At 66.3% G+C, this 24,542-nt stretch carries 28 protein-coding genes; 13 read left to right on the top strand and 15 right to left on the bottom strand.

What is annotated here, in order from left to right:
* Positions 1-151 precede the first annotated feature (151 nt).
* The 10 genes from ACXAED_RS02885 to ACXAED_RS02840 form a co-directional block, all read right to left on the bottom strand.
* A complete protein-coding gene (locus tag ACXAED_RS02885; protein ID WP_475046746.1) occupies positions 152-1,165 on the bottom strand; it encodes a porin in 1,014 nt (337 codons plus the stop codon).
* 90 nt (positions 1,166-1,255) lie between these two features.
* Positions 1,256-2,524, bottom strand: a complete 1,269-nt coding sequence (locus ACXAED_RS02880) for an imelysin family protein (protein WP_475046744.1) — start codon at positions 2,522-2,524, stop codon at positions 1,256-1,258.
* Between the two features lie 26 nt (positions 2,525-2,550).
* Complete coding sequence (locus ACXAED_RS02875; protein WP_475046743.1) at positions 2,551-3,030, bottom strand: hypothetical protein; 480 nt, start codon at positions 3,028-3,030, stop codon at positions 2,551-2,553.
* Positions 3,031-3,040: 10 nt separating this feature from the next.
* Positions 3,041-3,211, bottom strand: a complete 171-nt coding sequence (gene hemP / locus ACXAED_RS02870) for a hemin uptake protein HemP (protein ID WP_008554566.1) — start codon at positions 3,209-3,211, stop codon at positions 3,041-3,043.
* A 370-nt stretch (positions 3,212-3,581) separates the two neighbouring features.
* On the bottom strand, positions 3,582-5,300 hold the full coding sequence (gene metG / locus ACXAED_RS02865) for a methionine--tRNA ligase (protein WP_475046742.1): 1,719 nt from the start codon (positions 5,298-5,300) through the stop codon (positions 3,582-3,584).
* Between the two features lie 247 nt (positions 5,301-5,547).
* Complete coding sequence (locus ACXAED_RS02860) at positions 5,548-6,774, bottom strand: MFS transporter (protein WP_475046740.1); 1,227 nt, start codon at positions 6,772-6,774, stop codon at positions 5,548-5,550.
* Between the two features lie 104 nt (positions 6,775-6,878).
* Positions 6,879-7,499 carry a YceI family protein gene (locus ACXAED_RS02855; RefSeq protein ID WP_475046738.1) on the bottom strand — a complete coding sequence of 207 codons (621 nt, stop codon included), beginning with the start codon at positions 7,497-7,499 and terminating at the stop codon, positions 6,879-6,881.
* A gap of 186 nt (positions 7,500-7,685) precedes the next feature.
* Positions 7,686-8,483, bottom strand: coding sequence for an ImuA family protein (locus tag ACXAED_RS02850; RefSeq protein WP_475046736.1), 798 nt, complete (start codon positions 8,481-8,483; stop codon positions 7,686-7,688).
* Between the two features lie 165 nt (positions 8,484-8,648).
* A complete protein-coding gene (locus ACXAED_RS02845; protein WP_475046735.1) occupies positions 8,649-9,446 on the bottom strand; it encodes an alpha/beta fold hydrolase in 798 nt (265 codons plus the stop codon).
* 9 nt (positions 9,447-9,455) lie between these two features.
* Positions 9,456-9,857: a rhodanese-like domain-containing protein gene (locus ACXAED_RS02840; protein ID WP_475046734.1), complete on the bottom strand. Its 402-nt coding sequence runs from the start codon at positions 9,855-9,857 to the stop codon at positions 9,456-9,458.
* 122 nt (positions 9,858-9,979) lie between these two features.
* Between ACXAED_RS02840 and ACXAED_RS02835 the strand changes: the two genes are divergently transcribed.
* Complete coding sequence (locus ACXAED_RS02835; RefSeq protein ID WP_475046732.1) at positions 9,980-11,023, top strand: aldo/keto reductase; 1,044 nt, start codon at positions 9,980-9,982, stop codon at positions 11,021-11,023.
* Between the two features lie 94 nt (positions 11,024-11,117).
* Here the strand turns inward: ACXAED_RS02835 and ACXAED_RS02830 are convergent, their stop codons facing one another.
* Positions 11,118-12,101 carry a GlxA family transcriptional regulator gene (locus ACXAED_RS02830; RefSeq protein ID WP_475046731.1) on the bottom strand — a complete coding sequence of 328 codons (984 nt, stop codon included), beginning with the start codon at positions 12,099-12,101 and terminating at the stop codon, positions 11,118-11,120.
* Between the two features lie 133 nt (positions 12,102-12,234).
* On the opposite strand from ACXAED_RS02830, the gene bcoG reads away from it, so the two are divergent.
* From bcoG to ACXAED_RS02810, 4 genes are all read left to right on the top strand, one after another.
* On the top strand, positions 12,235-13,152 hold the full coding sequence (gene bcoG / locus ACXAED_RS02825; RefSeq protein WP_475046729.1) for a 3-dehydrocarnitine:acetyl-CoA trimethylamine transferase BcoG: 918 nt from the start codon (positions 12,235-12,237) through the stop codon (positions 13,150-13,152).
* A gap of 71 nt (positions 13,153-13,223) precedes the next feature.
* A complete protein-coding gene (locus ACXAED_RS02820) occupies positions 13,224-13,793 on the top strand; it encodes a lipocalin family protein (protein ID WP_475046727.1) in 570 nt (189 codons plus the stop codon).
* Positions 13,794-13,838: 45 nt separating this feature from the next.
* The gene (locus tag ACXAED_RS02815; RefSeq protein ID WP_475052990.1) at positions 13,839-15,314 is read left to right on the top strand and encodes a carnitine 3-dehydrogenase; all 1,476 of its coding nucleotides are present in this window, start codon (positions 13,839-13,841) and stop codon (positions 15,312-15,314) included.
* On the top strand, positions 15,311-16,069 hold the full coding sequence (locus tag ACXAED_RS02810; protein ID WP_475046725.1) for an SDR family oxidoreductase: 759 nt from the start codon (positions 15,311-15,313) through the stop codon (positions 16,067-16,069). The genes ACXAED_RS02815 and ACXAED_RS02810 overlap by 4 nt, the downstream gene beginning before the upstream one ends.
* Positions 16,070-16,177: 108 nt before the next feature.
* Here the strand turns inward: ACXAED_RS02810 and ACXAED_RS02805 are convergent, their stop codons facing one another.
* A complete protein-coding gene (locus ACXAED_RS02805; RefSeq protein WP_475046723.1) occupies positions 16,178-17,038 on the bottom strand; it encodes a helix-turn-helix domain-containing protein in 861 nt (286 codons plus the stop codon).
* A 114-nt stretch (positions 17,039-17,152) separates the two neighbouring features.
* Between ACXAED_RS02805 and ACXAED_RS02800 the strand changes: the two genes are divergently transcribed.
* Genes ACXAED_RS02800 through ACXAED_RS02790 form a run of 3 tightly spaced genes read left to right on the top strand, consistent with a single transcriptional unit; the run spans position 17,153 to position 19,187 of the window.
* Positions 17,153-17,359 (top strand): DUF2061 domain-containing protein, encoded by a 207-nt coding sequence (locus ACXAED_RS02800; RefSeq protein ID WP_475046722.1) that lies wholly within the window; start codon positions 17,153-17,155, stop codon positions 17,357-17,359.
* A 16-nt stretch (positions 17,360-17,375) separates the two neighbouring features.
* Entirely contained in the window at positions 17,376-18,266 is an 891-nt protein-coding gene (locus ACXAED_RS02795; protein ID WP_475046720.1) for a fatty acid desaturase, read from the top strand.
* 18 nt (positions 18,267-18,284) lie between these two features.
* Positions 18,285-19,187 carry an EamA family transporter gene (locus ACXAED_RS02790; RefSeq protein WP_475046718.1) on the top strand — a complete coding sequence of 301 codons (903 nt, stop codon included), beginning with the start codon at positions 18,285-18,287 and terminating at the stop codon, positions 19,185-19,187.
* Positions 19,188-19,280: 93 nt separating this feature from the next.
* On the opposite strand, the gene ACXAED_RS02785 is transcribed toward ACXAED_RS02790, so the two are convergent.
* Both ACXAED_RS02785 and ACXAED_RS02780 read right to left on the bottom strand, forming a co-directional pair.
* A complete protein-coding gene (locus ACXAED_RS02785) occupies positions 19,281-20,012 on the bottom strand; it encodes an NUDIX hydrolase (protein WP_475046716.1) in 732 nt (243 codons plus the stop codon).
* Between the two features lie 4 nt (positions 20,013-20,016).
* Positions 20,017-20,439 (bottom strand): DUF983 domain-containing protein, encoded by a 423-nt coding sequence (locus tag ACXAED_RS02780; protein ID WP_475046714.1) that lies wholly within the window; start codon positions 20,437-20,439, stop codon positions 20,017-20,019.
* A gap of 201 nt (positions 20,440-20,640) precedes the next feature.
* Here ACXAED_RS02780 and ACXAED_RS02775 point away from each other — a divergent pair, with 201 nt between their 5' ends.
* The 4 genes from ACXAED_RS02775 to ACXAED_RS02760 all read left to right on the top strand — a co-directional run bounded on the left by ACXAED_RS02775 (position 20,641) and on the right by ACXAED_RS02760 (position 22,621).
* The gene (locus ACXAED_RS02775; protein ID WP_475046713.1) at positions 20,641-21,117 is read left to right on the top strand and encodes an EF-hand domain-containing protein; all 477 of its coding nucleotides are present in this window, start codon (positions 20,641-20,643) and stop codon (positions 21,115-21,117) included.
* A 67-nt stretch (positions 21,118-21,184) separates the two neighbouring features.
* Entirely contained in the window at positions 21,185-21,766 is a 582-nt protein-coding gene (locus tag ACXAED_RS02770; RefSeq protein ID WP_475046711.1) for an RNA polymerase sigma factor, read from the top strand.
* Positions 21,759-22,133 (top strand): hypothetical protein, encoded by a 375-nt coding sequence (locus ACXAED_RS02765; RefSeq protein ID WP_475046710.1) that lies wholly within the window; start codon positions 21,759-21,761, stop codon positions 22,131-22,133. The genes ACXAED_RS02770 and ACXAED_RS02765 overlap by 8 nt, the downstream gene beginning before the upstream one ends.
* On the top strand, positions 22,130-22,621 hold the full coding sequence (locus ACXAED_RS02760) for a periplasmic heavy metal sensor (RefSeq protein ID WP_475046708.1): 492 nt from the start codon (positions 22,130-22,132) through the stop codon (positions 22,619-22,621). The genes ACXAED_RS02765 and ACXAED_RS02760 overlap by 4 nt, the downstream gene beginning before the upstream one ends.
* Positions 22,622-22,712: 91 nt before the next feature.
* Here ACXAED_RS02760 and ACXAED_RS02755 read toward each other — a convergent pair whose 3' ends face one another.
* Positions 22,713-24,104, bottom strand: a complete 1,392-nt coding sequence (locus ACXAED_RS02755) for a diguanylate cyclase domain-containing protein (RefSeq protein WP_475046706.1) — start codon at positions 24,102-24,104, stop codon at positions 22,713-22,715.
* A 115-nt stretch (positions 24,105-24,219) separates the two neighbouring features.
* Here ACXAED_RS02755 and ACXAED_RS02750 point away from each other — a divergent pair, with 115 nt between their 5' ends.
* A complete protein-coding gene (locus ACXAED_RS02750; protein WP_475046705.1) occupies positions 24,220-24,504 on the top strand; it encodes a DUF3572 domain-containing protein in 285 nt (94 codons plus the stop codon).
* The last annotated feature ends 38 nt before the right edge of the window (positions 24,505-24,542 follow it).

Below are 24,542 nucleotides of genomic sequence, written 5' to 3'. Positions count from 1 at the left end.
CCGACAGATTTGCTGGGGATTCAAGGCTTATCCAGAGTAAAACGCTTGGGATTTCAGCCTGCGGCGGCGGCCCGCCGAAAAAAGGGGGCCGCAAGCTGCGGCCCCGAGTGTGGTGCTGTTCAGGGGATGCCCGAGCTCACCGAGGGAAACGTCAGGCGCCCAGCGGGATGACCAGGTTCACGCCCAGAACGGTGCTTTTGGTGCCGGCCTCGTCAACCCGGGCAAGTCCGCCGCTGACAGTGGCGCCGCTGCTGAACTCATAATCGGCGCCGATGGTGATCAGGTCGGTTTCGCCGGAGGTGTCGAGATCGCGGTGCACCAGGCCGCCGGACAGGGTCACGCTGCCGATGGTGTAGGCGCCGGTCAGGGTTGCATAAAGCGCGTCATCCGCAGAGCCGCCCGCGTTGGAGAAGGAAGCCACCTCGCCGTACAGGTCGAAACCGCCGTCAAAGGAATGCGCAAGGCCTGCGACCACGCCCTGCTCGTCATCGACGTCGCCGGTGCCTGCGCTCAGGTGGCGGGCGCCGATGTGGTAGCGGGTGCTGCCGGTCTCTTGCGCCCATTGGATGGCAAAGTTGTCGAGCTCCCCGGTGTTGCCCGCGCCGCCGTCGGCGGTGGTGGTGCGGCCGCGGTCATAGCCGACAGAACGGCTGAGGCCGGAGTCATCCGCGTAGAACACGCCAAAGGACAGGGTGCCCGCACTGTTCAGCTCAACGTCCGCCAGGATGCCGATCTGCTCAACCAGCTCGTAATCCTCGGCAATTGAGCTGCCGAAATAGCCCGCTGCGTCGTCCCAGGCGGTGCCGAACACCGGGTGCAGCTTACCCGCAGACACAGTGGTCGCTTCGCCGATGCCGAAGGAGACGCCGAGCTCTTCGATGTAGACGCCCATATCGTCAAAGGTGCGGTCATCAGTTGCATCCGTCAGCAACTCGGCGGTCACGGTTGCAAAGATTTCCACGCCGTTGCCATAGGCATAGGCGCCGGAGGCTGTGATCACGGCAAAGGTGTCGCGGATCTCGCTGGCGGTATCATCGGAAGACAGGACGCTTTCATTGGCGATCTCGATTTCACCTTCCCAGCTGAAGCCCTGGGCCAGGGCCGCGTTTGCGCACAGCAGAGCGGGGGCGCTGAGGGCCAGCGCCGCGGAGGATTTGATTTTCATGGGGTTTTCTTTTTTGCAGGGGGGAGCCTCGCTGCAGTCTGCTGGCTGGCTCCCCCGGTTTTCAGATCGTCTGATTGTTCGGCTGGGGGCTTAGTTGAAGACCGCAGAGGGGTTGTCGAGGCTGTCGGAGCCTTCGATGGCAACGCCGCCCAGATCCAGAGTGGTCACGATGCGCTCGATCGAGCGGGTCTGGCCGATCAGCCCGTTCACACCGCCCATCACCAGCGCTACGCCGGCTTCGTTGCCCTGGGCGAGCATCTGGTCATAGGAGAAACCAGCCTCAGCCGCGGTCTTGATGCGGCCAAGCGCCAGCATGGTGTCAGACAGCTTGCCGCGCATCTCGGCGTCCAGACCGGCGTCCTTGGCGGTGACCAGATCCGACAGCGAGGGGCCGGAGACCAGCTCGCCGTTCACCCGCACGTATTCGCCCAGATAGACATTCTGCACGCCCAGCCCGTCATAGTAGTGGCTGTTGTGGGTGTTGTCGGAGAAGCAGTCGTGCTCTTCCTCCGGATCGTTCAGCATCAGGCCCAGGCGCATCCGTTCGCCGGCCTGCTCGCCATAAGACAGCGAGCCCATGCCGGTCAGCATCGCGGTGATGCCGGCATTTTCATCGGCCAGAAGGGCGGTGCGGGCCTCGCCTTCAGCGCCCCATTGGGCCGCCATCCATTCCAGGTCGGAGATCAGCAGGTCGGTGGCGGCCTGCAGGTATTCGCCGCGGCGGCCGCAGTTGCCGCCGGTGCAGGCGTCGCCTTGCGCGTAGTCTGTCCAGGGACGGTCGCCCGCGCCATTTTCGGTGCCCTTCAGATCCTGGCCCCAGAGCAGGAACTCGATGGCGTGATAGCCGGTGGCCACATTGGCCTCGATCCCGTCGGCCTCGTGCAGGGCGCCTTCCAGCAGCTCCGGGGTGATCTTGGCGGCGTCGATGGACCTGCCAGACAGCTCAAAGCTGGGGTTGGCGATCACGTTTAGCGCCGCCAGGGTGTTTTCCTCGGTCGGCCCGCCATAGGAGGCGTCCACATAGTCGATCAGGCCCTCGTCCAGCGGCCAGGCGTTCACCTTGCCTTCCCAGTCGTCGACGATGGCATTGCCAAAGCGGAACACCTCGGACTGCTGGTAGGGGACGCGGGCGGCGATCCAGGCGGCGCGGGCGGCCTCCAGGTGTTCGGCGGACGGGTGTGCGACCAGCGCGTCCACGGCGGCCTTCAGCGCCTGCGCGGTGGCGAGGCTGTCCTGGTATTTGGCCTCGGCGATGTTGGCGTAGTTGGTCAGCACCGCGGACTTGTCAGCGGCCAGCGCGGCGGAGGCGCCAAGGGTCAGACCGGCCAGAGCCGTGCCTGCGAGAAACAGGGATTTCATGATATGCGTCCTTGGGTTTTGTGAATTCAATGAAGGGTCGCGGCGGCCGGCCGGGCCGGTTGCGGCGGCGGCTGAACGCCCATGATCTGCTGCATCAGCAGGCCGCAGTCAGAGGCAAGCCGGGTCAGCTCCTGCGCCTTGCGCGGGGTGACGATCAGCGAGGCGAGGATATGCGCGTCGTCCTGCTGGCCCTCGGCGGCGGAGGCCAGCAGGTTGGCAAAGCAGTTCTCGTCCGCGCCCAGGCATTTGCAGGTCATGCCGTGGCGCACCAGCGGGCGGCGGCCATGGGCGGCGCAGAAATTGCAGAGATAGCCAAAGGCCTCAAATGCGGTTTCGGCCATTTCCGGGCCAAAGTTCACCTCGAAGTCGCGGCGCATCTGCTCGCGGGTCTCAGCGCCGGAAAACCAATGGCGCAGGTAAATCACCGCGCCGGCTTCCAGCGGCGGAAGATCGGACAGGGTGCCGACGGTGACGCCGCCGCGGGGCGTTGCGTGCTCAGGGCTCATCGCCGTCCGCTCACTTGGTCAGGATCAGCTTGCCCGCGCGGGTGATGCGCAGCGAATAGATCTGGCCGTTCAGCAGGATACGGGCCTGCACGCCGCCGCGGGTCAGGTCCTCGGCGTGGTAGGTGGGGAAAACTTCGGTGGTTGCGGTGGTCGGCACCGGCTTGGAGGCAATCTGGTTCATGTCTTTCGCCCATTGCTGAATTCCGCCCTGTCCAGAAGCCATTCCAGACAAAAGCCGGACAGAGCGCCGGACGACGCAAAGACCTGCGGCCACAACAGGCGCATTTCTTCCGGTTCCAGCTCCTTGACTTGAGGGCCGCGGGGGCGGCTGTCTCCGTTCGGCATGGGGGCGATCTCGGTTGATTACACGTCACTCGGGCTCGCCCGATCCGAGTCAGGCTGGCTGGAATGCCTGTATTCCTGAATTAATTGCTCAGGTATGTCAATCCGAGTTTTTTAGTAAGAATTAATTTTTGTGCAGGCACAAAGGGATGACCCAACAGAAAAGGCCGCCCGATGGGCGGCCTTTGGCAAAGTTTGTGCTGCAATCCTCAGTCGCGGGTGCCGGAGAAGCGCCCCTGCCACTCTTCGCGCTGCTCGTCGGTGATCTTGGCGAACAGCACCTCCGGCACGGTGAAGCCGTGGCCTGCGGGCAGGGCAGAGAGCGCTGCCGCCACATCCTCGGGCCAGCTGCGGTCGTCCGAATTCAGCGCCGCCATCAGCGTGTCGGTGGCGCGCGGGATGAAGGGGGCAGACAGCACCGCGTAAAGGCGGATCAGGTTCAGGCCCAGGCGCACCTGCGCAGCGGCACGCTCGGGGTCTTCCTTGAACACCGACCAAGGCGCGGCGGACTGCAGGTATTCATTGCCGGCAACCCAGATCGCCCGCAGCTCCTGCGCCGACTTGCGGACCTCCATCGCCTCCATGTGGCCCTCATAGGCGCGGATGCGGGTGGTCAGCTCGCCGATCAGCGCCTGCTCCTGCTCGCCGTATTCGCCGCCTGCCGGAACTTCCTCACCGAACTTGGAGCGGCAGAACTTGGTGATGCGGCTGACGAAGTTGCCCAGCACGTCCGCCAGGTCCTTGTTCACCGACTGCTGGAAGTTCTCCCAGGTGAATTCGGAGTCAGAGCTTTCCGGCGCGTGGCTCAGCAGCCACCAGCGCCAGTAGTCGGCCGGCAGGATCTCCAGTGCCTGGTCCATGAACACGCCGCGCCCCTGCGAGGTGGAGAACTGGCCGCCGTCATAGTTCAGGTAGTTGAAGGATTTCAGGTGGTCGACCATCTTCCACGGCTCGCCCGAGCCCAGGATGGTGGCCGGGAACGACAGGGTGTGGAAGGGGACGTTGTCCTTGCCCATGAACTGGACGTATTTGACATCCTCCGCACCCTTGTCGGTGCGCCACCAGCGCTGCCAATCAGCATCCGTTTTGCCGTTGGCCTCGGCCCATTCGGCGGCGCAGGCGATGTATTCGATCGGCGCGTCGAACCACACGTAGAAGACCTTGCCTTCCATGCCCGGCCAGTCCTCGTCGCCTTTCTTGACCGGAACGCCCCAGTCCAGGTCTCGGGTGATGCCGCGGTCCTGCAGCCCGTCGCCGTCATGCAGCCACTTCTTGGCAATCGAGGTGGTCAGGACCGGCCAGTCCTTCTTGGAGTCGATCCAGGCGTCCAGCTGGTCCTTCAGCTGCGACTGGCACAAATAGAGGTGCTTGGTCTCGCGCACTTCCAGGTCGGTCGAGCCGGACACGGCAGAGCGCGGGTTGATCAGGTCGGTCGGGTCCAGCTGCTTGGTGCATTCCTCGCACTGGTCGCCGCGGGCGCGCTCATAGCCGCAGTTGGGGCAGGTGCCCTCGATATAGCGGTCGGGCAGGAAGCGGCCGTCGGCGTTGGAATAGACCTGTTTCTCGGTCACTTCGCGGATCAGCCCGGCCTCGGCCAGCTTGCCTGCGAAATGCTGGGTCAGCGCGTGGTTCTGCGGGCTGGAGGAGCGGCCGAAATGGTCGAACGACAGGGCAAAGCCCTTGGCGATTTCCGACTGGATGGCGTGCATCTCGGCGCAGTATTCCGCGACCGGCTTGTCCGCCTTGGCGGCGGCCAGCTCAGCCGGTGTGCCGTGCTCGTCGGTGGCGCAGAGGAACATCACCTCATTGCCGCGTCCGCGCTGGAACCGGGCGTACAGGTCGGCAGGCAGCTGCGAGCCCACCAGGTTGCCCAGATGCTTGATCCCGTTGATGTAAGGGATCGCCGAAGTGATCAGAATGCGTGCCATGCCATCCATCCAGGTAATGCGTCAGAGGCCCGTCTAACGCATGCCACGCGCGGCGGAAACCCCTGGTGTGCGCCGCACGGGAGGTGGCGGGTGGAATTGCCCGCTCTTTGGAGGGCGGGCAATTTTCCCGCCGCCCCTGAGCCGGCTTTGCATGGGCGCAATCCGCAAGTGTAAACAAAGCCTTAAAGGGTCAAAGGTCCTGTCCGAATGTTTCGCGCGCGAAACATTCGGACAGCATTGCTGACCTTTATTCCCGCCGCTCGCGCGCCCGCTTCAGCAGGCGGCCGATGGTGAAGGAGGTGCGCGGCGCATAGACATAGCTGGTGCGTTCCTCCGGCACCGGGCGCGCGCGCATCCGGCTGAGGCCGAAGACGATCAGCAGCAGATGCCCGGCGGCGACATAGGCAAACAGCGCCGGCGGCCCGTAGGCATCAATCAGCGCCGAGGAGACATAGGGCGAGGCGATGGCGCCAAGCGCGTACCAGAACATCAGCGCCGCCGACAGCTCGACCCGTTCCGCGGAGGTGGCGAAGTCGTTGGCGTGTGCAGCAGAAACCGAGAAAATCGGGAAGGTCGTGAAACCGAAAAAGCCTGCTGTCAGCAAAACGCCCAGGGTGCCGGTGCCGCTGGCCGCCATGGTGACGCCGCAGCTGAGAATGGCGGCGCCGGACAGCCAGATCAGCACCCAGCGGCGGTCGTATTTGTCGGCCAGCCAGCCCATCGGGTATTGCGCCAGCGCGCCTCCCAGCACGAAGGAGGCAAGGAAAAAGGCGATTTGGCCGATCTCCAGGCCGACTTCCTGGCCGTAAACCGGGCCGACCATCCTGAAGGAGGCGGAGCTGAGCGCGGCGACAATCACGCCCGCCACGGCCAGCGGCGAGCAGCGCCAAGCCAGTTTGGGGCGCAGGCGCGGGGCGTCGGGGGTTTCCGGCTGGCTGGCCCGGGTCAGGGTCAGCGGCAGCAGCGCCGCGCAGCACAGCACCGCCAGCAGGTTGTAAGAGATATAGGCGGCGGGCGGCAGCACAGCGATGATCAGCTGCGCTGCCAGCGAGGCGCTGAGGTCGGCGAGCCGGTAGGTTCCCATGGCGCGGCCGCGGTTCTCGTTGGTGACCTTGGCGTTGAGCCAGGCTTCGATCACCGTGTAGCAGCCGGCGACGCACAGGCCGGAGGCCATCCGCATCGCCGCCCAGGCATAGGGGTTTTCGGTCAGCGTGTGGCCCAGCAGCCCGATTGCGCCAAGCGCGGTAAAGGCTGCGAAGGCGCGGGAGTGGCCGACGCTGCCCATCAGCCGCGGTGCCCACCAGCAGCCGATGAAGAAGCCGAAGAAGTGGCCGGAACCGAGGAGGCCGATCTGCTCCTTGGTGAAATTCAGCGTCAGGCCCGAGATGGCATCGAGCGGGCCGACGCCTCCGGTTGAAAGCTGCAGCAGGATGACGGAAAGGAACAGGGCGGCAAATGAGACGATCAGGCGCATAACGGTGCGACCATGACAGGCTGGGACGGCATTGCCAGCCGGTTTCCGCCAAACCCGTGTCGTATTTTTGCGCGCCGGTGCTTTTCGGCACAGCGGCGGCGGGGTCAGCGGGCCTGCCGGATGCGGGCCCGAATGGCCAGGCTCACCCGGTCGGCGACCAGATTGGTGTATCCGGTGGCGCCAAAGGCCGCGCGGCTGAGCGCACCGGTCAGATGCACGTCCAGTTCCCGCAGGTCGCCGGGCGCGGTGCCGGGGCGGCGGTAGAGCGCGGCTTGCAGCGTGATCGGCCGTGTGGTGCCCCGCAGGGTGAGGTCGCCGGTGATCTGCGCGCCGCCGGACAGCCGCCCGTCCGGCCCGAGGCGGATGCGGGTGGAGCGGAAGCGGATCTCCGGAAACCGATTGGTGTCCAGAACGCCCGGGCTTTTCAGCGCTTCGGTGGCAAAGATCAGCCCGGTCCGGGCGCGCCGCGCGTCTAGGGTGATGTCGGCCTGGCTGCGGGCCAGGTTCTGCGGGTCGATGCGGATACGGGCGGCGCGGACCGGAAGGCGGCCCTGCTGGGGCTGGCCGTTGAGCAGGAAGGTAAAGCGGACGTCCGTGGCCTCCGGGACCAGGCGGTACGGCAGCGGCGCCGCCATCAGCGCCTGCGGCGCCAGCAGCGCGGCGCTGAGGATGGCCAGCAGGCGGCGGCGCTGTATCCGCGCAGGCGGTATCCGGGGTCTGTGCATTGGGTCTCCCAATCCGTTTTCGCGGGCTGCCGTCTGACCTTATCCGGGTTTTCCGGCGGGGCTGGTCACTTTCCCGCGCGGCCCCGTGAAGCCGCGGCGGGCTCCCGCCAGGCGCCGGCTTTTTGTCAAAAGCCATTGCCTGTTGGGCCCGGCACCGGGCTTTGCCCGGTGCCGGGCCCAAAGCCGCTAAGGCGGCGCTGGCGCAGCCAGGGCCTCCTGCGGGTGCGGGAGAGCCCCGGTTTGGCCATGGGGGAGGCATTGGGGCAGCGCGTGCGGCAGGCCGCGGGCGGCCGGGGCGGGATCTGTGGCTACCGGGGGCGCCGGAACAGCCCGCAGCGCGCCGCCGCGGGCGGCTTGGAGGACCTGCCAGCTGCAGGGCGGCAGGGTGCGGGCGCGCAGGCGCTGCAGGCTCCAGCAGCTTTGCGGGGCGGGGGCGTCCTGGCCGGGGGGCAAGCCGCACGCGGGCATGTCATGGCGCGAGCGGTTGCGGGTCGCGCGGTGGTGGGCGGGGGCCAGGTGCCAGCGGCTTTCGATGCCCTGGGCGCCGCCCTGGCCGGGGGTCAGCAGCAGGCCCAGCGGCGCCGGGCCGAAGCGCCCGCCGGCCTCCGCCGCCAGGTGCAGCCGCCGCACCGGGGTCATGGCGGGCGGCTCGGGCAGTTCGGCCACCACCAGCGCTGCCGCGCCGCTGCGCAGGGCTTCCTCCATGGTCCAGAGCTGATCCTCTGCCCGGGCCGCCTGCACGAACAGGAAACGGGCGGGGCTGGCGCAGGCGGCCAGCCCGTCCGGGTTCAGCTGGCGGCCGCCCCGCGGCGGGGACAGCCACAGGACCGGCCCCGGGGCGGCGGCGGCGAGCCAGAGCGCAAAGCGGTGGCGGGCGGGGCCGCAGGCCTCATGCGTGCGGCCGTGTTCCAACGCGATCCCCTCCATCAGGGACAGCGCCGGGCGGGGGCTGTGGCGGCGGCGGTTGAGCAGGTGAGTCGGCATGGGGGAACTGTAGCATGTTCGCTTTTTGTTCTCAATTGGCGAGCCTGCCGGAAAGAGGCTCTCCCGCCCGGGCCCGCGCCCCTGCGGGAGGCGCCATTCCGGTTGGGCCGGGCGCCGCGCAAGGCGCGGCGCGGCGGCGCATGCGGCAGGCCGGTTCGAAACACTTCAGGCCGGGCTGAGCGCGCCCTCCAGCGCCTGGAAGAACGCCGCCCTGGCATGGGTCTCGATCCAGGGTTTGTGGCCGCAGCGCCGCAGCAGTTGGAAGCGGAATTCCGGCAGCACCGTCCTCAGAGGCTGTTCAACACCGACGGCCGGGTGCGGGTCGTGGTCGCCGTGGAGGGCAATCACCGGGCAGCGGATCCCGGCCGCTTCCCGCAGCAGCGCGCCGGAGCGGCGCAACGCCTCGGCCTCGGCCCAGACGCTTGCGAACACCCTGCGGTCAAAGGACAGGGACGGAGGCGGAAGATCCGGCAGCGGCGCATAGGCCTCCGCCTTGTCGAGCAGCTGCACTGCGCGGGCCAGCCCGGCTGTTGTCTCCATCCCGGCACCGTCAAGCAGGGCTGTCAGCTCCTGCCACTCCGCAGGCGGCAGGCGGGCCTGCCGGGCGGCATTGATCTGCGCGGCAAACCGGGGCTCGAACGGCGGGCAGCCTGCCAGCACCAGCCTGGAGACCAGATCCGGGTGCCGGGCCGCCAGCAGGCAGGCCAGCCAGGCGCCCCAGGAAAAGCCGATCAGGACCGCGGGCCCGTCGCAGCCTGCCTCCAGCTGCGCCCGAAGTTCGCGGACCTGGCCGGCCACGGAGGCCTCGGACTGCCAGGGCTCCAGCACCCCAAACCCGCGCGCGGCCAGTTCCTGTGCCACCGGGGCCGCTTCGCCGGCGGCGCCCGGGCCGCCGTGCAGCACGGCTGCTGTGAAGGGCGGGGTGCCGTGCCGCCGGGTGAATGGGGCTGCGGGCTGCATCATGCAGAGGGTTCAGCCCTCGCGCGGCACCACCGGGCCGCCCTGCTTGGCCCATTCGGTGAAGCCGCCCTCCAGATGCACCACCGGTTTCAGGCCCATCTCCATCGCCGCCTTGGCGCTGAGCGCCGAGCGCCAGGCGCTGGCGCAGTAGAACACATAGGTTTTGTCCTGGTTGAACACCGGCTTGTGATAGGGGCTGTCCGGGTCGATCCAGAACTCCAGCATCCCGCGGGGGCAGGAAAATGCGCCGGGGATCATGCCGCTGCGCTGCAGCTCGCGGATGTCGCGCAGGTCGATAAAAACATAATTCTCGTCGAGGACCTTCTGCTTGGCCTCCTCCACGCTCATGGTTTCGACAAGGCTGTTGGCCTCGGTCAGCAGCGCCTTGACGCCTTTGGTGATGGTTTGCGGCATGGGATCTCCTTTGCTCGGCTTGCGCGCAGGCTGGCGGGTTTGCCGCGCGGGTGCAAGCGGCTTGCACTTGCCGCCCTGCCGGTTAGGGTCGCGGGCAAATCCGGAACAGGGGAGCGCGTGATATGAAAATGAACCCGTTGGGACGCACCGGCATCGAGGTCTCCGAACTGTGCCTGGGCACGATGACCTTTGGCACCCAGACACCTGAGGATGAGGCCCATGCGCAGATTGATATGGCGCTTGCGGCAGGGGTGAACTTTGTCGACACGGCCGAAATGTACCCGGTCAATCCGGTCAGCGCAGAGACCCTGGGCGACAGTGAGCGCATCATCGGCAACTGGAACGAAAAGACCGGACGGCGCGGCGATTATATCCTGGCGACCAAGCATTCCGGCGAGGGTATGAAGCATGCGCGGGACGGGGCGCCGATCTCTTCGAAGACCATCGCGTCCGCGGTGGAGGCGTCGCTGAAGCGGCTCAAGACCGACTATATCGACCTCTACCAGTTCCACTGGCCGAACCGGGGCAGCTACATGTTCCGGCAGAACTGGACCTATGATCCCTCCGGGCAGAACCGCGAGGAGGTGCTGGCCAACATGGAGGACTGCCTGGAGGCTTTGCAGCGTGAAGTGGAGCGCGGCACCATCCGGGCCTTTGGCCTGTCGAACGAGAGCGCCTGGGGCACTGCGCAATGGCTGAGGATTGCAGAGGCGCGCGGCGGGCCGCGGGTGGCCTCGATCCAAAACGAATATTCGCTGCTGTGCCGGATGTACGACACCGACCTGGCGGAGCTGAGCGTCAATGAGGACGTGGGCCTGATGGCGTTTTCGCCGCTGGGCACCGGGCTCTTGACCGGCAAGTATCAGGACGGGGCGGTGCCGGAAGGGTCGCGCAAGTCGATCAACCCTGAGCTGGGCGGGCGCCACTCGCCGCGGGTCTATGATGCGGTGGCGGCCTACCTGGAGATTGCCAAGCGGCACGGGCTGGATCCGGTGCATATGGCGCTGGCCTGGTGCCGGACGCGGCCGTTCATGGCGTCGGCGATCTTTGGCGCCACCCGCCTGCCGCAGCTGGAGCATCTGCTGAAGTCGGTGGAAGTGGAGCTGAGCCAGGAGGTTCTGGACGAGATCAACGCAGCGCACCGGGCGCATCCGATGCCCTATTGACGCCGGCGGAGGAGGGGGCGCTGCCCCCTCTTGCGCTTCTGGCGCAATTCACCCCCGGGATATTTACAGCCAGATGAAAGGGATCCTGCCGGCATCAATGCGCGGTCGGGCGCGCCTGTTCCTGGCGCAGGTCGCGGGCGGAGGTGCCGTGGGCGGTGCGGAAGGCGCGGGCGAAGCTTGATTGCGAGGTGAAGCCGGTGGCCATCGCCACCTCCATCAGCGGCATGCTGGTGTCGGTGACCAGGCGGCGGGCCTCGGCCAGGCGCAGCTGCAGGTAATGGTCCTGCGGCGTGGTGTTCAGGCGCAGGCGGAACTGCTGCTGAAGGCTGCGCGGGCTGGTGCCAAGCGTCTCGGCAATGGCACTGAGCGGCAGCGGCTCGTCCAGCGCGGCTTCCATCAGCGCGTTGGCCTTGGCGGTCAGCGCATTGTGCTTGTGGCCGCCCAAACGGCTTTGCGGGCGGGACGCGGCGGCAGGACCATCATAGAGGAACAGCCCGGCCACCCGGGCGGCGAAGCCTGCGCCGTGGCGGGCGCCGATGATGTGCAGCATCATCTCGATCGCAGGGGTAGCGCCGCCAGAGGTCAGGCGGGCATCAGATACCGTGAAGCGGTCGCTGCGGGCGTCCACCTCCGGGAAACGGGCGGCGAAATTCTCCAGGTCTTCCCAGTGGGTGGTGGCAGGGTGGCCGTCCAGCAGCCCGGCCTCGGCCATCAGCCAGGGGCCGCCGTCGATGCCCGCAATGGTGGCGCCGGTGGCGGCGATGCGGCGCAGGCCTGCCAGCAGGCTGGGGGTGGCGTGACGGGCGAGCTGGAAGCCGGCCACGACGATCAGCAGCTCGCAGCCCTCAAGCCGGGCCAGGGGGATGCTGGGCACGGTGAGGCCGCTGGTCAGCATCGGCGGCTCAGCGGTGGCGCTGATGTAGTCCCAGTCAAAGGCGGCGCGGCCCGCAAGCCGGTTGGCCGCGCGCATAGGGTCCACCGCGGCCGCAAAGGACAGCGTGTTGCATTCGTCCAGCACCAGCAGCGCGGTTTTCAGCGGCCGGTTCTCGGGCTGCAGGATGTTTTTTGCGGATTTCATCAACTTCGATTCGCCTGGTGTAAACTGTGCTGCAAAAGGCTGCGGCAGAGTTGCAGGCAGCGCAAATCAGAATCTGGGGAGGAGCCTGGGGATAACCCGTGGCAAAACCCTGTACATCGAAGGGAAAAGCAAAATGCCTCTGGAAATGAACCGCGAGGTCTTCATCACCTGTGCCGTGACCGGCTCTGGCGGCACCCAGGACCGCAGCCCGCATGTGCCGCGCTCGCCCAAGCAGATCGCCGAGTCGGCCATTGCCGCCGCCAAGGCCGGGGCGGCTGTCGTGCACTGCCATGTGCGCGATCCGGAGACCGGGGTGCCGTCGCGCCGGCTGGATCTGTACCGTGAGGTGACTGACCGGATTCGCGATGCGGATGTGGATGTGGTTCTGAACCTGACCGCAGGCATGGGCGGCGACATGGTATTTGGCGACACCGAGAACCCGCTGCCGCTGAAAGAGGCCGGCACCGATATGGTCGGCGCCACCGAGCGCGTCGCCCATGTGGCGGAATGCCTGCCGGAGATCTGCACGCTGGACTGCGGCACCATGAACTTTGCGGAGGCCGATTACGTCATGACCAACACCCCCGGCATGCTGCGGGCGATGGGGCAGATGATGACCGATCTGGGTGTGAAGCCGGAGATTGAGGCGTTTGACACCGGCCACCTGTGGTTTGCCAAACAGCTGGTGAAGGAAGGCGTGCTGGAGCCGAACGCGCTGGTGCAGCTGTGCATGGGTGTGCCGTGGGGGGCGCCGGATGATCTGAACACCTTCATGGCGATGGTCAACAATGTGCCCAGCGACTGGACCTTCTCTGCCTTTGCGCTGGGCCGCAACCAGATGGCCTATGCGGCGCAGTCGGTTCTGGCGGGCGGCAATGTGCGGGTGGGCCTGGAGGACAACCTGTGGCTCGACAAGGGGGTCTTGGCCGAGAACTGGCAGCTGGTCGAGCGGGCAAACACCATCGTGTCGAATATGGGCGCGCGGGTGATCGGGCCGCAGGAGGTGCGCGAGAAGCTGGGTCTGACCAAACGCGCGCCGGCGGGCGGCTGAGGGAACCGCCCAGGATGCGGGACGTTGGGGTGTGATGAAAAACCAACGCCCCGACTCAGGAGATTCTGGCCATGACCTTCCGCAAATTCATCCCGGCAGTTGCTGCCTCAGCCCTTATCATCGCCGCCGCGGCGGCCACTGCCCGGGCTGAGGGCTACCGGGACACGAATGTGCCGATGACGGTGCAGGAAGATCTGGATCTCACCCGCTATCTGGGGACCTGGTACGAGATCGCCCGCTTTCCCAACAGCTTTGAAGAGGGCTGCGAAGGCGTGACGGCAACCTATAGCGCACGGGAGGATGCACGGATCAATGTCATCAACCGCTGCCGCCGGGAGGGCCTTGATGGACCGGTCGACTCGGCGGAAGGGGTGGCCCGTGTCCGCGCGCCCGGCAAGCTGGAGGTGAACTTTGTCTCCTGGCTGAGCTGGCTGCCCCTGACCTGGGGCGATTACTGGGTGCTGGACGTGACTGAGGATTACTCGGTCGCTGTGGTCGGCACCCCGGGCGGCGAGCAGGGCTGGATCCTGGCGCGCAGCCCGGAACTTGGCGCGGCGGAGCTGGAAGCGGCCAAGGCCGTGCTGCGCCGCAACGGCTATGATCCTGAGGCATTGGAGATGGTGCCTCAGACCAAGGAATAACACACGGGCCCGGCGGCCGGGTCCCTCGGAGGATGGACGACAATGGTGAAGCAATCGGCAGCAATCATCGGCGGCGGGGTTATCGGCGGCGGCTGGGCCGCGCGGTTCCTGCTCAATGGCTGGAACGTGCGGGTGTTCGACCCGGACCCGGACGCGGAGCGCAAGATCGGCGAGGTGCTGGGCAATGCGCGCCGCTCGCTGCCGGGACTGGGCAACGTGGCGCTGCCGGCGGAGGGGCAGCTCACGTTCCATGAGACTATCGCGGAGGCCGTGGACGGCGCTGAGTGGGTTCAGGAAAGCGTGCCGGAGCGGCTCGACCTCAAGCAAAGGGTTTATGCCGAGCTGCAGGCGCATTGTGCGCCGGATGCGGTGATCGGCTCGTCCACTTCGGGCTTCAAGCCGTCGCAGTTGCAGGACGGGCGCGAGAACCCCGGGCAGATCGTGGTGACGCATCCATTCAACCCGGTCTATCTGCTGCCGCTGGTGGAGCTGGTCACGACGGAGGCCAACCCGGCGGGTGTCATCGACCGCGCCAAGGAAATCATCAGTGCCATCGGCATGTATCCCCTGCACCTGAAGAAAGAGATCGACGCCCATGTGGCCGACCGTTTTCTGGAGGCGGTCTGGCGCGAGGCGCTGTGGCTGGTCAAGGACGGCATCGCCACCACCGAGGAGATCGACAACGCAATCCGCTATGGCTTTGGCATCCGCTGGGCGCAGATGGGGCTGTTCGACACCTACCGCGTGGCGGGGGGCGAGGCGGGGATGCGCCACTTCATGGCGCAGTTCGGGCCGTGCCTGTCGTGGCCCTGGACCAAGCTGATGGATGTGCCGGAATTCACCGACGAGCTGGTCGATCTGATCGCGGGCCAGTCCGACGCGCAGTCGGGCCATCTGGATATCCGCGAGATGGAGCGGATCCGCGACGACAATCTGGTCGGCATGATGCGGGCGCTGGGCAGCAACGACTGGGGCGCGGGTGCGCTTCAGAATGCCCATGACAAGGGGCGCGAGGACGAGGCCGGGCTGATGCGCTCGGTGGATGACCTGGAAGATCTGAGCCAGCCGGTGCTGACCCAGAGCCGCGTGGTGCCGCTGGATTGGACCGACTACAACGGCCACATGACCGAGAGCCGCTATCTGGATGCCTTTGCCCAGTCCACCGACCGGCTGATGATGATCATCGGCTGCGATGCGGAGTATATCGCCAACGGCGGCAGCTACTTCACCGCCGAGACCCACATCCGCCACATCGACGAGGTTCATGCGGGCGACCCGATCCAGGTGCGGACCCGGGTGATCATGGGCGCGGGCAAGAAGATGCATCTGTGGCATGAGATGTATTCGGGCGAGCGTCTGCTGGCGACGGGTGAGCATATGCTGCTGCATGTGGACCTGAAGACCCGCCGCTCGGCGCCGCCTGCGCCGCATATCGAGGCCAACCTGGTGAAGCTGGCCGAAGCCCATGCGGCGCTGCCTGCCCCTGAGGGGCTGGGCCGCGCAATCGGGGCTCCGCGTTGAGCCGGGTTCTGATCACCGCCGGCGGCTCAGGCATCGGCCGGGCGATGGCGGAGGGCTTTGCCGCCGCCGGGCATCAGGTCTGGGTAACGGATGTCAGCGCGGTGGCGCTGGCAGACGCGCCGGAGGGCTGGCGGACAACGGCGGTGGATGCCACCGATGAGGCCGGGGTCAAGGCGCTGTTTGCCGAGATCGCGGAGGTCTGGGGCGGGTTGGATGTGCTCTGTGCCAATGCAGGCATTGCCGGGCCGACCGCGCGGGTCGAGGACATTGCGCTGGAGGACTGGCGCAAATGCGTGAGCGTCAATCTGGAGGGCTGCTTTCTGGCGGCCAAATACGCGGCGCCGGTGATGAAGGCGGCTAGGGGCGGCTCGATCATCGTGACGTCTTCGACGGCGGGGCAGTATGGCTATCCGAACCGGGCGCCCTATGCCTCGGCGAAATGGGCGGTCATCGGGCTGATGAAGACGCTGGCGATGGAGCTGGGCCCCTTTGGCATCCGCGCCAATGCGATTTGCCCCGGCGCGGTGGAAGGCCCGCGGATGGAAGGCGTGCTGGAACGCGAGGCCGCGGCCAAGGGCATGACCCGGGATGAGGTCTATGCGGGCTATGCCGGGGGCACCTCGATGGGGCGGTTCGTGGAAGCCAGCGACATTGCCAATATGGCGGTCTTCCTCGGCTCGGACGCAGCACGGCTGGTGTCGGGGCAGGTGATTGCCGTCGACGGTCATACCGAGAACCCGGACCCGAAGGTGTAAGGCAGGCTGACCGGACGGGCAACGTTTCCCGGCGCGGGAAACGTCCCGGAAAACACGTGTTTTCCGAGCCGGAATTATCGCATAATTCCGGCGCTCCTGCCGGGGCGGTCAGGAAATTGCGGCCCGCAGTGCCCTCAACCGCCCCGGAAGTTGCCGCGCGGTGATATCGGCCTCGCGCACCAGATTGTCGAAATGGTTTGTGAAAGTGGCAATCCGCTCCTTGTCGCGGAAGGCGAGGTAGTGGGTGCCGGCGTAGAAGACGCACAGAAGCGGGCCGAAGATGGTGATCGGGGAGGAGTAGAGCCGCTTGGCATCGAACAGGTAGATGCGCAGGCGCGGGTAGAGCTGCTCGCACAGGCGTTCGAACTGGATGAGCTGCTCCAGCCGGACCTCCAGCGGCAGGCCCTCGTAGTAGCCCGCTGCGTGCGCAAAGCTGTCGAGTTCATAGAGCGGCATGGCGATTTCATAATCAGACGGCGACTGGCGCATCCATGTGAGACGGTCCTCAGACGCGCCAATGGCCTGGCCGGCGGTGCGGCCGAGGTGGGGGGAATATTCCCACTCCAGCAGTGCCCGGGTTTTCAGCATGTCGGGGAGCGCAGCGGGCACATGGCAAATCTTGTAGCCCTCTGCCTCCTGATGCCACTCAAAGATCCGCTCATCGACCAGGGCGCGGGGGGCCTCGGTCAGGGAGAGGCTGGAGGCCAGCAGCTCTGCCGCGCTTTCGGGGCGGTCGGATAGGCTGAGCAGCCAGTCGGCAGACACCCCCAGCGCACCGGCGCAGGCGCCGACCACATGGGCATTGGGAAGCCGCGCGCCCTCATCCGTCAGGAGCTGGGAGATGGTGGAGCGATCAACCCCCACGGCACGGGCCAGGGCGCTTTGGCTGAGGCCGCTGTCGCGCAGCGCCCTGTTCAGCCTTTGCCGGAACTGCTCTGCCCGTACCCGTTTGTCGATATTTTCTATCATTCGTTTCCAATTATCACATCTGATGGATTTTGTTAACTGCATTCGGAATTCTGCACATCCTCCTGCTGCGGTACTTTGAAAACAAGCACTTACCCAAGAATAGCAGGAGGCATTATGGAAACGCGCAAGCGCTCCATTGTGAAGGCGGTGATTTGGAACGTTCTCGGGCTGGTCTCGATGACGCTGGTGGGGCTGGCGGCCACCGGCTCAGTAAAGGCAGGCGGGATGATGGCGCTGGTCAATACCGGCATCGGCTTTACCGTCTACCTGGTCTATGAGCGGGTCTGGGCGCAGATCGGCTGGGGGCGGCGCCATGTCTGAGCGCTGCCGCGGATATATGCCCCGCAGCGTTGAATGGGGCACCCTGGCGCTGATCCTGGCCTGCTACGGCGGCTGGCTGGCGGCGCTGTGGCTGCTGCCCGGTTTCAGCCTTGGGCTGACGGTGCTGGCGCTGGGCGTGATGGCGGCGCTGCATTCCTCGCTGACCCATGAGGCGCTGCACGGGCACCCGTTCCGCAGCCGCCGGCTCAATGAGGCGCTGATGTTTTTTCCATTGAGCATGGCGGTCCCCTATGGCCGGTTCCGCGACACCCATCTGGCGCATCATGAGGACGAGGCGCTGACCGACCCCTATGACGATCCGGAGAGCAATTTCCAGGACCCGGCGGTTTGGGCGCGGTTGCCCGGCTGGCGCAAGGCGCTCTTGCGGGTGAACAACACCCTGCTGGGGCGGGTGGTGCTGGGGCCGCTGGTCGGGCAGGTCTGCTTCATGGCCGGCGACTGGCGGCTGGCGCGCCAGGGGGAGCCGGGGATTGTCCGCGACTGGATCCTGCACGCTGCTGGTCTCGCAGTGGTGATCTGGGTGGTGTGGCAGGCGCCAGCGCCGCTGTGGGCGGCGGTTGCCGGGGCCTATCTGGGGCTTGGCCTTTTGAAGATCCGCACCTTTCTGGAGCACCGGGCGCATGAGACCGCCCAGGGCCGCACCGTGGTGATCGAGGACAAGGGCCCGCTTGCCTTCCTGTTTCTGAACAACAACCTGCACATCGTGCATCACATGCATCCCGGCGTGCCCTGGTATGCGCTGCCGCGGCTGTACAGGGCGCGCAGGGCGGAATTCCTGGCGGCCAATGACGGCTATTTCTACCGCAACTACCTGCAGATTTTCCGCAACTACCTGCTGCGCGCCAAGGACCCGGTGCCCCATCCGCTCTGGCAGCAAGGGGAATAAGGGCGCATAAGCGGGGGCATGTTTGCCTGGATCCCCGTTTCCATTGCCGCTGCCTCCTTTCAGACCGTGCGCTTCATGCTGCAGAAGGTCCTCAGTAGCGTAACGCTGACGCCGGGCGGAGCCACCTTCGCCCGGTTTTTCTATTCCGCACCGTTCATCCTGACGGGGCTGGCGCTGTATCTGGCGGTCTCCGGGCGGTCTCTGCCGCCGCTGCCGCCTGCGTTCTGGATCTATGCGGCCATCGGCGGCACCGCGCAGATCCTGGCGACGGTCTGTGTGGTTGCGCTGTTTAAACAGCGCAACTTTGCGGTGGGGATCACCTTTAAGAAGACCGAAGTGATCCAGACCGCCATCGTCGGGCTGGCGGTTCTGGGCGATCCGGTCAGCTTTGGCGGCTGGGTAGCGATCCTGATCGGGCTGGCGGCGGTGCTGGTGCTGTCCCGGGCACCGGATGCCACGGGCGCCTGGTGGCGGCATCTGACCAACCGCGCGGCGCAGCTGGGGCTGGGATCCGGGGTGCTGTTTGCCTTTTCCGCCGTCAGCTACCGAGGCGCGTCGCTGCAGCTGGCAGAGCTTGAGCCTGCGTTCCGCGCGGCGGTGACGCTGGCGGCGGTGGTCAGCTTGCAGACGTTGTTTATGGCGGTTTGGCTGGGCCTGCGCGACAAGGGCGAGATTGCCCGGGTCTGGGCGGCGCGGAAAGTGGCGGTCTGGGTGGGGCTGACCAGCATGGGCGGCTCATTCTGCTGGTTCTGGGCCTTCACGCTGCAAAACGCCGCCTATGTGAAGGCGGTGGGGCAGGTGGAGCTGCTGCTGTCGCTGCTGGCCTCGGTGCTGTTCTTCAAAGAAAAAGTCACGGCGCGCGAGCTGGCAGGCATGGCGTTGCTGATCGTGTCGATCCTGGTGCTGGTTCTGGCGATCTGAGCGGCACCGGCTGCGGCAGGGCAGCCGGAATTATGCGATAATTCCGGCTCGGAAAACACGTGTTTTCCGGGACGTTTTCCGCGCCGGAAAACGTTACCCGTCGGCGGGCATCGGATAGCCCTTGAGGTGCAGGAACAGGCTGGCCTCGTCGTTGTTGTGGAAATAGGGAACGCTTTGCGGCGGTTCGGCGTCGCGGACGCGGGCGGTGACCTCGGCCAGCACCACTTCGGTGATGAAGGGCAGGTCGAAGCTGCGCACCTGGCTGAGCGGGATCCATTGCAGATGCGACAGCTCATCCGCGGCGCGGGAGAAGTCATCCAGATCGCCGGTGATCTGATCGGCATCGACCAGGAAGAAGCGCGCATCAAACCGGCGCGGGCGGCCCGGCGGGGTCAGGGCGCGGAACACGAACTGCATGGCGCGGGCAGAGGGCACATGACCGGTGGCGGCAAAGCTCTGCCAGTCTTCGGGCACCTCGCCGCTCCAGCTGCCGGGCTCGCCCAGGATCAGGCCGGTTTCCTCCCACAGTTCGCGCACGGCTGCGACGCTGAGGGCATGGTGCACGTCAGCAGGTGCCTTGTCGGCCAGGCGTTCCTGGCAGACGGGGGAGATCGGGGAGGCAAGCGGAACCTGGGCATCGGCGAGGTCTACCGCGCCGCCCGGGAAAACGAATTTGTTCGGCATGAAGGCAGCCTTGGCGCCGCGCTGGCCCATCAGCACCTGCGGGTCCTCCGACATCCGGCCGCGCATGGCAATGACCGTGGCCGCATTGCGGATCGCGGTCTTGTCGGTGGTGGTTTCGCCGCTCAGAAATGTGTCGCTCATGCCCTTATTGCCCTTTCGCTGCCGGGGTACCCTTGCCGAAGCCGTGCATCCGCCGCGCCCATTGGTAGGCGATGACGATCCCCTTCATCCGAGGCAGAAGATAGAGGGAAGACGCGAGGCAGCCAGTCGTGAACACGGTGAACATCACCAAGGGCTCCGGCCGCCAGGAGAAATAGACCACATGCATCAGCGGCGCCATGATGTGGCCGACGATCAGGATCGTGAGGTAGGCGGGCCCGTCATCGGCGCGCGCGTGGGTCAGGTCGAGGCCGCAGTGGCTGCAGCTTTCGTTCACCTTCAGATAGGAATGCAGGAGCCTGCCCTGCCCGCAATTGGGGCATTTGCAGCGCCAGCCCTTGGCCAGGGCGGGCATGGTGGGGCGGTCGTTTTCTGCCTCGGGGGCCGTAACGGCGGGGGACTCGGTCATGAAAATATCCTGTGTGCTGCACTTATATTTGCGCGCAACGGCGGGCGCGCGAAAGGGGAAAGCCCGATTTCTGCGCCGGTTTGCCGCAACGTGCGGGGGAAGGCAAAAAAGTTCGGAAAACCGCGACGGATCTGCGGGGCGCGTGCGTTTTTCCTATGCATCGGGCAGCAAGAGGCTGCCGCATGACAAAGGAAAGACGATATGAAACACGTCAAGTTCATCACTGCGATTGTTGCTGCCGCTGCCGTGACTGCAGGCGGCGCTGCCCTGGCACAGGGCTTCGGGCACCACGGGCCGCGGATGTCCTTTGAGGAGATCGACGCGGATGGCAACGGCGAGGTCACCAAGGCCGAGATCGAAGCCATGAAGGACGCGCATTTCACCAAGGCGGACGCTGATGGCGATGGCAAGCTGACGCTGGAGGAAATGCAGGCGCGGGCGCGGGAGCACGCGAATGAGCGGGCTGCCTGGATGCTGGAACGCTTTGACAAGGACGCCGATGGCGCGTTGAGTAAGGACGAGCTGCCGCAGCCGCGCCGGGCGGGCAAGATGTTCGACCGGATGGATGCTGATGGCAGCGGCGGGATTTCGAAAGAAGAGTTCGAAGATGCCCGCATGAAGCACGGCGGCATGCACCGCCGCGGGTATTGGCAAGAGAACGGAACGGAGCAGAACTGATCTCTGAAGCGTGCTGCATAACGCGGAAATATCACGGCGCCGGACCCCTGCTGCGGGTCCGGCTGCGATGAGCGCAGCGGCGGGGGAGGTCTCCGACGATGCCTTGCTGGTGCTCTATGCGAATGGCGATGGGCGTGCGGCGGCGGAGCTGACTGCACGCTTGAGCCCGCGGGTCTTTGGCGTCGCGATGCGGGTGATGGGCAACCGCGCGGAGGCCGAGGATGTGACCCAGGAGGCGATGCTGCGCCTGTGGAAGATGGCGCCGGAGTGGCGGCCGGGGGAGGCGCAGGTGTCGACCTGGCTGTACCGGGTGGCGATGAACCTGTGCATCGACCGCAAGCGGCGCGCCCGCGGCGGCCATGTGGATCTGGACGCGGTGCCGGAGCCGCCCGATCCGGGCCGCTCGGCGGCGGAGCAGATGCAAGAGGGCGCGCGGCAGGATGCGCTGCAGGCGGCGCTGATGCAACTGCCGGAACGGCAGCGGCAGGCGGTCGTGCTGCGGCACCTGGAAGAGCTTTCGAACCCGGAGATAGCCGGGATCATGGACATCAGCGTCGAGGCGGTGGAAAGTCTGACCGCCCGGGGCAAGCGGGCGCTGGCCGCGGCTTTGGCCGGGCGGCGCGAAGAATTGGGGTATAGCGATGGCTGACACGGATAAAGCACAGCAGGAGCTGGAGGATCTGTTTGCCGCGGCACGCAGTGTCCGGCCCGCGGTGCCGGAGCATCTGAGCGCCGCCATCCTGGCGGACGCAGCACGGGAGCAAGCGGGCTTTCAGCCTGCGCGGTCAGCGCGGGCGGCCCGGCTTCCGAAGTGGCGGCAACTGATCGAAGCGATCGGCGGCTGGCCTGCTTTGGGCGGGCTGGCGGCGGCCAGCGCGGCGGGCCTTTGGATCGGGGTGGCACCGCCTTCCTTTGTGCCGGATCCGGTGGCGCTGGCCGGTTATGAAGACAGCAGCACCGTATTTGCTGATGAAAGTTATGACATGGCGGTAATGCTGAGCGAGGACCTGCAATGACTGCGGAGGGCAAACCCGGAATGAAGCTGTGGCTGAAACTGCTGCTGGCGGCCTCGCTGGCGCTGAACCTTGCAGTGATCGGCATCGCGGCCGGGGCGGCCTGGCGGTTCTCCGGCAAGGACAGGCACTGGCAGCGGCCGCCGTCGGTGGGGGCAATGATCTTCCGCGAGCTGGACCGTGACACCCGCAAAGCGCTGCGGCAGCAGGCGGGCGGGGATCACGGCAGCTATTTCAAGCGCCGCCACGCCGAGGGCGAAGCGGTGATCGCGGCGCTGCGGAGCGGCAGTTTCGACGCCGCCGCGCTGCGGGACATGCTGCGCAGCCAGTCGGACGCGCGTCACGCCTTCCACACCAAAGTGCAGGACGCCTGGGTGAGTAAGATGGAGGCGATGACACCGGAAGAACGCGCCGCATTTGCGGACCGTATGGAAGAACGGATGCAATGGCGCGGCACGCATTGGCAAGGAGCTGGGCACAGGCGGGACTGATCCGCCTGCGGCGATTACTTGAGAACTCCTTTCACCAGAAAAGGCAGCCAGTTGCGGCTGCCTTTTTAATAACCGGAAGGGTGCGCAGTGCTCACGCGGCTTCGGTGCATGCCTTGGACAAGGTCACCTGATTGCGGCCGGCGTGCTTGGCGTTGTAGAGCGCCTGATCCGCCTTCTCGACCAGTGCCGCGGTGCTGCCGTCCTGGCCGCCGCCCATCGCCGCGCCGATGCTGATCGTGACCTTGACCGGCTCGGCGGCGCCGGGGACCTCGAAGGGGGTGCCATTGATCGCGTTGCACAGGGCAACGGCGGCGATGCTGGCCTCGGCCTCGCTGGTGCCGGGCAGGACAGCCATGAACTCCTCGCCGCCGACGCGGGCCAGCAGATCCGCCGGGCCCAGCACCTGCTGCATCCGGCGGGCGGCCTCTATCAGCACTGCGTCGCCGGCCGGGTGGCCATAGACATCGTTGATCCGCTTGAAGTGGTCGAGGTCGGCCAGCATGACGGCGAATTTCTCGCCGTTGGCGGCGGCAGAATGCGCCGCACGGTCCAGGAACGGCTTGGCGTAGCGCCGGTTGTAGAGCCCGGTCATCGGGTCCAGCACCGCGGCGCGCAACCCGTTGCGGACGCTGTCGCGCAGCCGGTCCTTGCGGGCCTTGTGCTGCAGCTGGGCGGTGAGGCGCAGCTCCAGCTCCTCGACATCGAAGCCGGATTGCAGCACGTCATGGGCGCCGCGGTCCAGCGCCTCGGCAGCGATCTGCGGATCAGCTGGATTGGGCACCGCGATTACCACCGTCTGGCGGGTGGCGGCGCGGGCGCGCAGATCCGCAAGCAGCCGCAGGCCGGAGCCGGCGGAGGTCTCGTTCAGCTCGATGATGATGGCATCGGCCACCGGCGCCTGCATCAGCCCCTGGATGTCGCTGATCGTATGAGTGCGCAAGCTGTACGGCAGGCTTGCAGAGAGGTGGTCGCGCCAGGCCATAGCGGTTCGGGGATCCTGCGCCACCAGAGCAACGGAAGCATCGCGCAGATCCTCGGCGCAGCAGCGGTCGCTGAGCGGCAGGATGAACCCGTGCGAGGCATCGCGCTGCAGGTTCAGCTCCTCGTCGGCGCTGCGGGCGCGCAGCAGGCTGCGGATACGGGCCTGCAGGATCACGTCGTCCACCGGCTGCTGCAGCACATCGTCGATGCCTGCGGCCAGCGCCTGCAGGCGGGCCTTGGAACCTTCCCAGTCGGAGACGGCGATTACCGGCAGATCGGCCAGGGCCTCATCCGCCGCCAGCGCGTGTTTCACATCGGCAGCGGTGCCGTCGGGCAGCGACATGGCGGTGAGAACCAGATCAGGGCGGTGGGCGCGGGCGGTCTTCAGGACCCCGGCCACGCCGCTGGCCTGAACCACATCATAATAGGCAGCCGCCAGTTGCACCTTCAGCATGATGCGGTTGGTGGAGACGCCGTCGATGACCAGGATAGTGCCTTGCACGCGGTATCCTTTCGCCCCTTGCAAATCCTATGCCTTGCAGCTTTGCTGAGACTGGTTAAGAAACTCTTTCGGATTTTTACTAAATTGGCCGCAATGCGGCAGGAGTGTGGAGAAGATGCAGATTTCCGCCGATGGCGCAGAGACTCTGGCGTTGAAAGCCTTGGCCTGGCTGGCCGGGAATGATGAGCTTATGCCGGTGTTTCTGGGCGCAACCGGCGCCAGCGAGGCGGATTTGCGCGCGCGGGCGGCAGAGCCGGAATTCCTGGGCTCAGTGCTCGATTTCTTAACGATGGACGACAATTGGGTGATGCAGTTCTGTGATGCCCATGGCCTGGCTTATGAGATGCCGATGCAGGCGCGGATGTCGCTTCCGGGCGGGGCGCAGGTGAACTGGACTTGAGATCGGCGGGGGCTGTGCCTAGGGTTCCGCTAAATTCC

Source organism: Leisingera sp. ABM4_103, from assembly GCF_056158685.1.
This window is presented reverse-complemented; position numbering and strand designations above follow the sequence as displayed.